Below are 8,198 nucleotides of genomic sequence, written 5' to 3'. Positions count from 1 at the left end.
CTCTACGGCGGCGCTCAACACCGCCATCAACGGGGTGGTGTGCCCCGGCGACCGTGTGGTCACGACGGTGCTCGAGCACAACTCCGTGCTACGTCCGCTTAACCGCCTGGCGGCAGAGCGGGGCGTGACCGTTGAGCATGCGGGCTGCGATGCGAGCGGCGCGCTCGACTACGACGAGCTCGAGCGGCTGGTGACGCCTGACACGCGTGCCGTAGTGGTGACGCACGCCTCCAATGTGACCGGCAATGAGGTCGACATTGCGCGCGTGGCCGCCATGGCCCATGCGGCCGGCGCGCTGGTGATCGTCGATGCCTCGCAGTCTGCCGGCACGGCGCATATCGATATGCAGGCCATGGGGCTCGACGTGGTGTGCTTTACTGGCCACAAGGGACTCATGGGTCCGCAGGGGACCGGCGGGCTGGCCGTGGCGGAGGGCATTGACGTGTGGCCGTGGGCCATGGGCGGCACGGGTGTGCACAGCTTCGATGCGCTGCAGCCGCTTGAGTGGCCCACGCGTCTTGAGGCGGGCACGCTCAACGGCCACGGCATCGCGGGCCTTTCTGCCGGCCTCGACTTTATCGAGGCGCAAGGCGGGGTCGAGGCGATCGCGGCGCATGAGCGAGCGCTGGCTGATCGCTTTCTCGCTGGCGTGCGCGAGATTCCGGGGATTAAGCTCTACGGTGCGTTTGACCAGCCCGTGCGCTCGGCGATCGTCTCACTCAACGTGGGTGATATCGACTCTGCCGAGATCTCGGACGCGCTCATGCAAGGGTGGGGGATTGCGACGCGCCCCGGCGCCCATTGCGCTCCGCTCATGCACCGCGCGCTCGGGACCGAGCGCCAGGGTGTCGTTCGCTTCTCGTTTGGGTATTTCAACACGGACGAGGAAGTCGATACCGCGATTGACGCTTTGCGCGATTTAGCCTGCTAAAGCTGCTAGACCGTTTATACTTGCGGGACGGGTGTATTTGCCCGTCCCGTTTTTGTTTCGACCCGAAAGGTGTGCCTATGGCCTCATCCGCTCCGCGCGGCCTGCGCTCCGACCATGTCGTTACCGTCGGTATCGCCCTGTTCTCGATGCTCTTTGGCGCCGGCAACCTTATCATTCCGCCGCTGCTGGCGCTGCAAGCAGGTTCAGCCACGCCGGTCGCCATGTTCGGCTTTCTGATTGCCGCTATCGGTTTGCCCGTCATGGGATTTATCGCCGTCGCGCTCGCCGGCACGGCCCGCGAGCTGGCCGGCCGCGTGCATCCCAAGTTTGGTGAATTCTTCGTTGCGGCGGTCTATCTGGCCATCGGTCCGTGCCTGGCTATTCCTCGCACAAGCTCTACGGCGTTCGAAATGCTGGTGCCGCTGCTGCCCGAGGGTGTTTCGCTTGGCACGGCTCGCCTGGTGTTTGCCGTTGGCTTCTTTGTCGTCGCGTTTGCGCTCACGCTGCGTCCGGGCGTCATCACGCGCGTGCTCGGCCGCATTACGGGCCCCGCGCTCATTGCGCTCATCGTGCTGGTCGTGGGTGCCGCCGTGATCTCGCCGCTGGGACCGGCTGCCGCCCCGCAAGCTCCCTATGATGCAGGCGCTGCCGTGCAGGGCTTTTTGACCGGCTATCAGACCATGGACCTGCTCGCGTCGCTCGCCTTCGGCATCATCATCGCCGAGACCATCCACGAGCTGGGTGTTACCGATGACAAGCGCGTGGCCTTTGAGATTTCGCGTTCCGGTGTAATCGCCGGCGTGCTTATGGCCATCATCTACTGCGGCTTGGCGCTTGCCGGTATGCAGCTCGGCACGGTTATGCCCGACGCCACCAACGGCGCCGCGATCCTTGCGCGTTCTGCCTCTATGCACTTTGGTCTTGCTGGCACGGTTGTCGTCTTTGCGATTTTCTTCCTCGCTTGCATGAACGTGTGCATCGGCCTTATCAGCTGCTGCTCGCGTTACTTCTGCGAGACGTATGTGGTCGAAGGGGGAGCGGAGGCTTCCGAGGAGGCCATGCGCCGCCCCTTCGCGATTCTCGCCTTTGTGTTCGCAGCGTTTTCGTGCGTGCTCTCCAACGTGGGCCTCGACGTGATCCTTATGTTCTCGGTGCCTATGCTCAATGCCCTGTATCCCGTTGCCATCGTGCTGGTACTTATGGGCCTGGTGCACGGCTTTTGCGACGCGCATTCGCAGGTATGGGTCTGGGTCGGCGGCGTTGTCGCGGTACAGAGCGTGATCACCTCGGTTCGCGACGCGTTCTTTGCGGGCGCGTGGCTACCGTTTGATGCGCTGCCACTGGCAGATATCGGTGCTGCGTGGGCACCGGTTGCTGTGGCGGCGTTTGTGATCGGTCTGGTTCATAGCCAGTTTGTCACACATTCGAGGAGCTAGGGTTTCGTCGCTTGCACAGGCGGGAAGTCTCCCCTATAATTTCCTTCGCTTTGGGACACGCAAGGTTTATGCCTTAGCTGCTCAACACCTTCGGGACGTGGCGCAGTTTGGTAGCGCGCCTGCTTTGGGAGCAGGATGTCGCAGGTTCAAATCCTGTCGTCCCGACCATATCTTGCGGGCGTAGTTCAATGGTAGAACCCCAGCCTTCCAAGCTGATGACGCGGGTTCGATTCCCGTCGCCCGCTCCATAGGATAGATAAATGGCTCTGGTTCCTTTTTGGGACCAGAGCCATTTTCATATACATGTCGGGGACCCCACATTCCCTCCTAAGTTGCGGTGAAATAGTTCCTGGATTAGCCGCAAAAGCTGTTATCCAGGAACTATTTCACCGCAACTTATTGAGGCTGAGCGGTCTGGGTCGATGATGGGTTCTGTTGTCGAGAAGATGAGGACAGCCGGTCAGGAGTCTGCGTAGGGTTTTGTGGTTGGAATACCGTAGCCGCGCATCATGGAGCCGAACGCTTTGACATCGTAGGTGTCTGAGAGCTTGAAATGAATGACGTTGTGGCCCATGGCACGCAGGTTCGCGTCGCGCACGAGGGCATCTCGATAGGTTTTTGCCGCAGCATGTTCCGGATCATTTTGGGCATCGTCCTCAAACTTGCCTAGTCCATGCAGCTCAGCCAGCATCCAAGAGCCGTTTGGCATTTGCCAGCCGTAATCTGCCAAATAATAGCCGGCGTTTCCAGGCCGAGTGATTTCAACCTGAAGTTCGGGAGCGGCAACTCCCGCCAGAATCATTGCCGCCCGCGCTTCGGATTCTCCACCGTTATCCGATCTGCCATCCATGTGTTCAAAAACGTCAAATGCACGCGCGATGCCGTGCAGTCCACGGCAGTTCGCTTGTGCATATGAACGCAATTCTTCACGCTCGACACCGTACTCACGAGCCAGCCCGTCGACATAGCCTAGTGCATATCGAAAGGCGCTCGTTCGGGCGATGTCGACCACCGTGCGATATGGATCCGTTAACGTAAACGGGCCGAGCTGCCATACGTCGCCCGGCCGCCAGCGTCGGTATTCAACGAATTCGTACATATCGCGTCTGGTGGAACGCGGCAGCAGCACTTGCACCTTGTCGAGAAGCGAATATGCAGAACCGATGCCATAGAGCAGTGCCGCCGTTGCTCCACAAAACACGGCATCCGGTTCAACGACCGCAATAGCGGATGCCAATTGAAAGATGCGATCTTCGACGCCGAGGTCATTCCAATACGCGGGATCAGCGTAGACATGGTTGTAGAGTCGAATAATCATCTCTTTTTGCATGAGCGCGTAGGCACAGCGTTCATCCCATTTTTTGGTAGCTACAAACAGATGCCCGCCATGATGGGCCTCGAATAACCGGAAGAACAGCTCTACTTGCGGTTTGGAACAGCGTTTATCATGACTCATTTTCGACCCCATGGTCTCGAGGGGGAGTGAATGACACTACGCTATCCCATATTTGGTCCGCCAGACCTTGCCATGAACTGACCAAAAGCTTGACGGGGCAGGTCAGAGTCATGAGTCAGAGCCAAACATATCGGCAAACGGTTGATTAGTGCCCCTCGGCGGCACTTAAAACCACCCTTACAGAAAGTTGCGGTTAAATAGTTCCTGAAAAGCTCGAATAAGCCTTAATCAGGAACTATTTCACCGCAACTTAGGAGGGGATGGGGCTAGTGGCGGGATTGGTGGCGGAGCTTGTCGATGGTGGAGTCGGTGCTTCGGCTGCGGGCTTCGGCGGCGCGGTCGCGAGCACCGGCGGCGGTTTGGCGCTTGTGGCGGTAATCGATCATGCCTTGGATGATGGGCTTGCCAAAGCTCACGACATCATCGTTGTAGATGGCGGTTCGGGCTGCGAGGAGGCAGTCGGTAAAGTCCATATGGGTCTTGCCAAAGAGTTTGACGGCAAGGGCGACAACGGTGGGCTCGTCGACCATGACGTCATCGAGCAGCCTTTTCATGGCCGCGGCAATCTCAACGCGGGGAACCTTATAGACGTCGCGCAGCGTGACCACGACGCGCGTGATGATTTCGGGGTAGACACGAGCGGTACGCGTAGCGATGACCTTGGCGGCGCGCGGTGACAGAATTTCGTCGTCGTCAAGCATGTAGCGTAGGATGACGGTCTCGTCGATGATGGTGCTACTCATGGATATCTACTTCCTCGGGACCCAAAATCGAATCGTCGCTTTCTGTGGCAAGATACTCAATCCAGGCATTGCGCTCCTCGGAGCGGCGATTGGGGTCCCCATATGCTTTGAGCGATCCATAGGCGGCGGTGCCGTCCTTTGAGCGCACGGCGACCGGCTGAAAGGGAAGCTTGCGCATCAAAATACTCTGCGCGACAAAAAGGCGCACGGCCTCGGCAAGCGATGTGCCCATGGCGTCGTAGAGATGCTCGGCATGCTGCTTGTCTTCCTCGCGAATGCGCACCTGCAGGATGGCTCGTTTTTGAGTCGATGACATCACTGGCCTCCCTTAATGAGCGGGCAATATGAATAGTCAAATACAGTATCGGCTAATAATAGCCAATTTTATAACGACTACTTTATTGCACTCGAGTAATTGAGTGTGAACAATATTACAAACGTACTACATCCTTTAGAAGCGGGCTTGAAATCTCTCTCGAACGTACGCGTGTAATACACTCACCTTTATATCCTATCGAGAATAATTCCAACCTGCCAAAACCCCTGCAATACACCCGTATTGCAGGGGTTTTGCTCAAGTTTGCCCCCTGCAACTGCGTATATTCGACCTGTATACCGTTGGAGAAATTCTACCGAGTGCCTGTTTCGCCGCATGTGCTCGATACGTCGATGCCGGACCACGGGCGGTCCGGGGCAACGTCGACAGGGTCTCTCCGGCATGGGATTCAGGAGGGAGTGAACAACATGGGCAATAAACGAGTCGTAGCCGATTCCTCGCGCTGCATTGGGTGCCAAACCTGTATGGCGGCGTGCATCGAGGCACACGATATTCCCGGCAACATCGCCGCACCTCGCTTGCGCGTAACGCGCACCTACGAGATCTCCGCGCCGGTGGCATGTCACCACTGCGAGGACGCTCCGTGCGCGAAGGCCTGTCCTACGGGCGCCTTGTTCTTTGATCCAAAGAACCATCGTATCGGCGTCAACGAGGACAACTGCATCGGCTGCAAGAGCTGCGTCATGGCATGCCCCTTTGGCGCCGTGAGCGTGGCGACCACGCAGGTCCCCGTCTTGATGGGTGACGTGCGCGTGGGTTCGCAGACCAAGAGCTTCGTGCTCAAGTGCGACCTGTGCGTGGAGCGTCCCGGCGGTCCGGCGTGTGCCGAGGCGTGCCCGACCAAGGGCCTCACCCTGGTAGACGAGGAGCGCCTGGCAGAACTGACTGCCGAGCGTGCCCGCGCCACCATCGAAAACGAGGCGTAAACGGCCGGCCATACAGGCCCAATGATTGTCAAATAAGAACCGAGTAATCGGTAGCAGAAAAAGGAAGGAGGGTGTCATGGAGAAGCATAAAGTGATTTGCCCGTACTGCGGCGCCGGTTGCCAGTTTAACCTCCTGGTCCAAAACGGCCAGGTCGTGGGCACCGAACCGCTCAACGGCATCACCAACCAGAGCGAGCTGTGCCTTAAGGGCATGAGCGGCTACGACTTCATCAACGACACCAAGATCTTGACTCCTCGCGTACTGCACCCGATGATCCGCCGCACTAAGGGCGCGGATCTTGAGCGCGTAAGCTGGGACGAGGCACTGGATTTCACCGCATCTAAGATGCAGGCCATAATTGACGAATATGGTCCTAACGCTGTCATGACCACCGGCTCTTCGCGAGGCGGCGGCAATGAGGCGAACTACGTCATGCAGAAGTTTACGCGTGCGTGCATCGGCACCCACAGCGTGGACAACTGCGCCCGTACTTGACACGGCCCTACTGTCCTCGGTCTGATGGACACGGTTGGTTCAGGTTGCATGTCATGCTCCATCCCCGGTATGGAGGATGCGGGCTGCATTTTCCTCTTCGGCTATAACCCTGCCGATTCGCACCCCATCGTCGCAAGGCGTATCGTGCGAGCCAAAGAAAAGGGTTGCAAGATCATCGTCGCCGACCCGCGCCATATCGAAACCGCGCGTATCGCCGATCTCTACCTTCCGATCAAGAACGGTTGCAACGTTGCGTTCCTCAACGCCTTTGCCAACTGCTTGGTCAACGATGGCCTCTACGACAAGGAATTCGTCGCCGAGCACACGAACGGCTTTGACGAATGGTGGGAGACCATCAAGAACTACACTCCCGAATCCGTACAGGACATCACGGGTGTCGAGCCCGCGCTGATCCACCAAGCTGCCGAGATGTACGCCACGGCGAAGCCCTCTGCCATCATTGGCTGGGGCATGGGCGTATGCCAGCAGAAGCAGAACCTGAAGACGGTGCACACCATCGCCTCCATCGCCTGCGTTGCCGGCCAGATCGGCAAACCCAATTCCGGCCTCGCGCCCGTGCGCGGTCAGAATAACGTCCAGGGCTCCTGCGATATGGGCATGCTGCCCAACCTGTACCCTGGCTACCAGAAGGTCACCGACCCGGCAGTGCGTGCCAAGTTTGCCAAGGCTTGGGGCGTGCCCGAGGAAAAGCTCCCGCTCGAGGAGGGCTATAAGCTCACCGACCTGGGCCACCTGGTCGACGAGGGCAAGGTGCACTGCTTCTACAACTACGGCGAGGACCCGGTGCAGACCGAGCCCGATTCGGCCGGTATGCGCAAGACGCTCTCCGAGCTGGATCTGTTCATTTGCCAGGACATCTTTATGACGCAGACGACCATGCTCGCCGACGTCATCCTGCCTGCCACCTCTTGGGGCGAGCACGAGGGTGTCTTTACCGCATCCGACCGTAGCTTCCAGCATTTTGACGCGGCCGTTCCGCCCAAGGGCGAGTGCCGCCACGACTGGGAGATCTTCGCGGACCTGTCTACGCGCATGGGCTACCCCATGCACTACGACAACACCGAGCAGATCTGGAACGAGTGCATTAGCCTGTGCCCCAACTTTGTGGGCGCGACCTACGAGAAGATGGCTCCCGAGGGCGGCTACGCCCAGTGGCCCGTCAAGAGCACCGATGTGAACGACCACGGTACGCCCGACATGTTCGCTGGCGGCAAGTTCACCACCAAGGACGGTCGCGCCAACCTGATGGCGCACGACTGGGAGGCGCCCTCCGAGCTTCCCGACGATGAGTACCCGCTCATCCTGTGCACCGTCCGCGAGGTCGGCCACTACAGTTGCCGCTCGATGACCGGCAACTGCAAGACGCTGGCGCTACTCGCCGACGAGCCCGGTTTTGTCCGCATGAATCCCGCGGACGCCCAGGCGCGCGGCATCAAGAACGGCGACATCGTCTCGATTCACAGCCGCCGCGGCCAGGTATACAGCCGAGCCGACGTGAGCGACCGTATCAACAAGGGCACGGTCTATATGACCTACCAGTGGTGGATCGGCAAGTGCAACGAGCTGACCATGCACAAGGTCGACCCGGTCTCGCACACGCCCGAGGACAAGTTCTCCGCCTGCCAGGTCGACGCTATCGCCGACCAGGTCTGGGCCGAGGGCGAGGTCGAGCGTCAGTACACCGAGCTCAAGCAGGCTCTGGTCGACTCCGCCGCTCCCCAGGACGTTGAGCCCGGCGCCGCCAAGTTCGACGACGAGACACACGTGAATCAAATCGTGTAGTCCCGTTCTCGTTGGCTTTTTGGGCCGGGCGTCCCGTACGTTCGGGAGCCCGGCCCGTTATTTTGAAAGG

The 8,198-nt window shown here is 59.4% G+C and carries 7 protein-coding genes and 2 tRNA genes; 6 read left to right on the top strand and 3 right to left on the bottom strand.

The features are described from left to right. From ABHR76_RS04435 to ABHR76_RS04420, 4 genes are all read left to right on the top strand, one after another. The coding region (locus ABHR76_RS04435; RefSeq protein WP_346976916.1) for an aminotransferase class V-fold PLP-dependent enzyme at nt 1-931 on the top strand (931 nt) is incomplete at its 5' end. A 77-nt stretch (nt 932-1,008) separates the two neighbouring features. Next, complete coding sequence (gene brnQ, locus ABHR76_RS04430; protein ID WP_346976915.1) at nt 1,009-2,367, top strand: branched-chain amino acid transport system II carrier protein; 1,359 nt, start codon at nt 1,009-1,011, stop codon at nt 2,365-2,367. Between the two features lie 91 nt (nt 2,368-2,458). Further along, a tRNA-Pro gene (locus ABHR76_RS04425) sits at nt 2,459-2,535 on the top strand. 6 nt (nt 2,536-2,541) lie between these two features. After that, nucleotides 2,542-2,615, top strand: a tRNA-Gly gene (locus ABHR76_RS04420). Nucleotides 2,616-2,827: 212 nt separating this feature from the next. Here the strand turns inward: ABHR76_RS04420 and ABHR76_RS04415 are convergent. From ABHR76_RS04415 to ABHR76_RS04405, 3 genes are all read right to left on the bottom strand, one after another. Further along, entirely contained in the window at nt 2,828-3,823 is a 996-nt protein-coding gene (locus tag ABHR76_RS04415) for a hypothetical protein (protein WP_346976914.1), read from the bottom strand. A gap of 266 nt (nt 3,824-4,089) precedes the next feature. Further along, nucleotides 4,090-4,566, bottom strand: coding sequence for a type II toxin-antitoxin system VapC family toxin (locus ABHR76_RS04410; RefSeq protein ID WP_346976913.1), 477 nt, complete (start codon nt 4,564-4,566; stop codon nt 4,090-4,092). Then, nucleotides 4,559-4,882, bottom strand: coding sequence for a type II toxin-antitoxin system RelB/DinJ family antitoxin (locus tag ABHR76_RS04405; protein WP_158554596.1), 324 nt, complete (start codon nt 4,880-4,882; stop codon nt 4,559-4,561). The genes ABHR76_RS04410 and ABHR76_RS04405 overlap by 8 nt, the downstream gene beginning before the upstream one ends. Nucleotides 4,883-5,310: 428 nt before the next feature. Here ABHR76_RS04405 and ABHR76_RS04400 point away from each other — a divergent pair, with 428 nt between their 5' ends. Continuing rightward, entirely contained in the window at nt 5,311-5,829 is a 519-nt protein-coding gene (locus ABHR76_RS04400) for a 4Fe-4S dicluster domain-containing protein (RefSeq protein ID WP_346976912.1), read from the top strand. A 76-nt stretch (nt 5,830-5,905) separates the two neighbouring features. Then, nucleotides 5,906-8,128, top strand: coding sequence for a formate dehydrogenase subunit alpha (fdhF, locus tag ABHR76_RS04395; protein WP_346976911.1), 2,223 nt, complete (start codon nt 5,906-5,908; stop codon nt 8,126-8,128). The last annotated feature ends 70 nt before the right edge of the window (nt 8,129-8,198 follow it).

The sequence above is a fragment of the Collinsella aerofaciens genome (assembly GCF_039752985.1).
Lineage (GTDB): Bacteria > Actinomycetota > Coriobacteriia > Coriobacteriales > Coriobacteriaceae > Collinsella > Collinsella aerofaciens_BT.
Note: the sequence above shows the minus strand (reverse complement) of the source record. Positions and strands in the feature narration are given on the sequence as shown.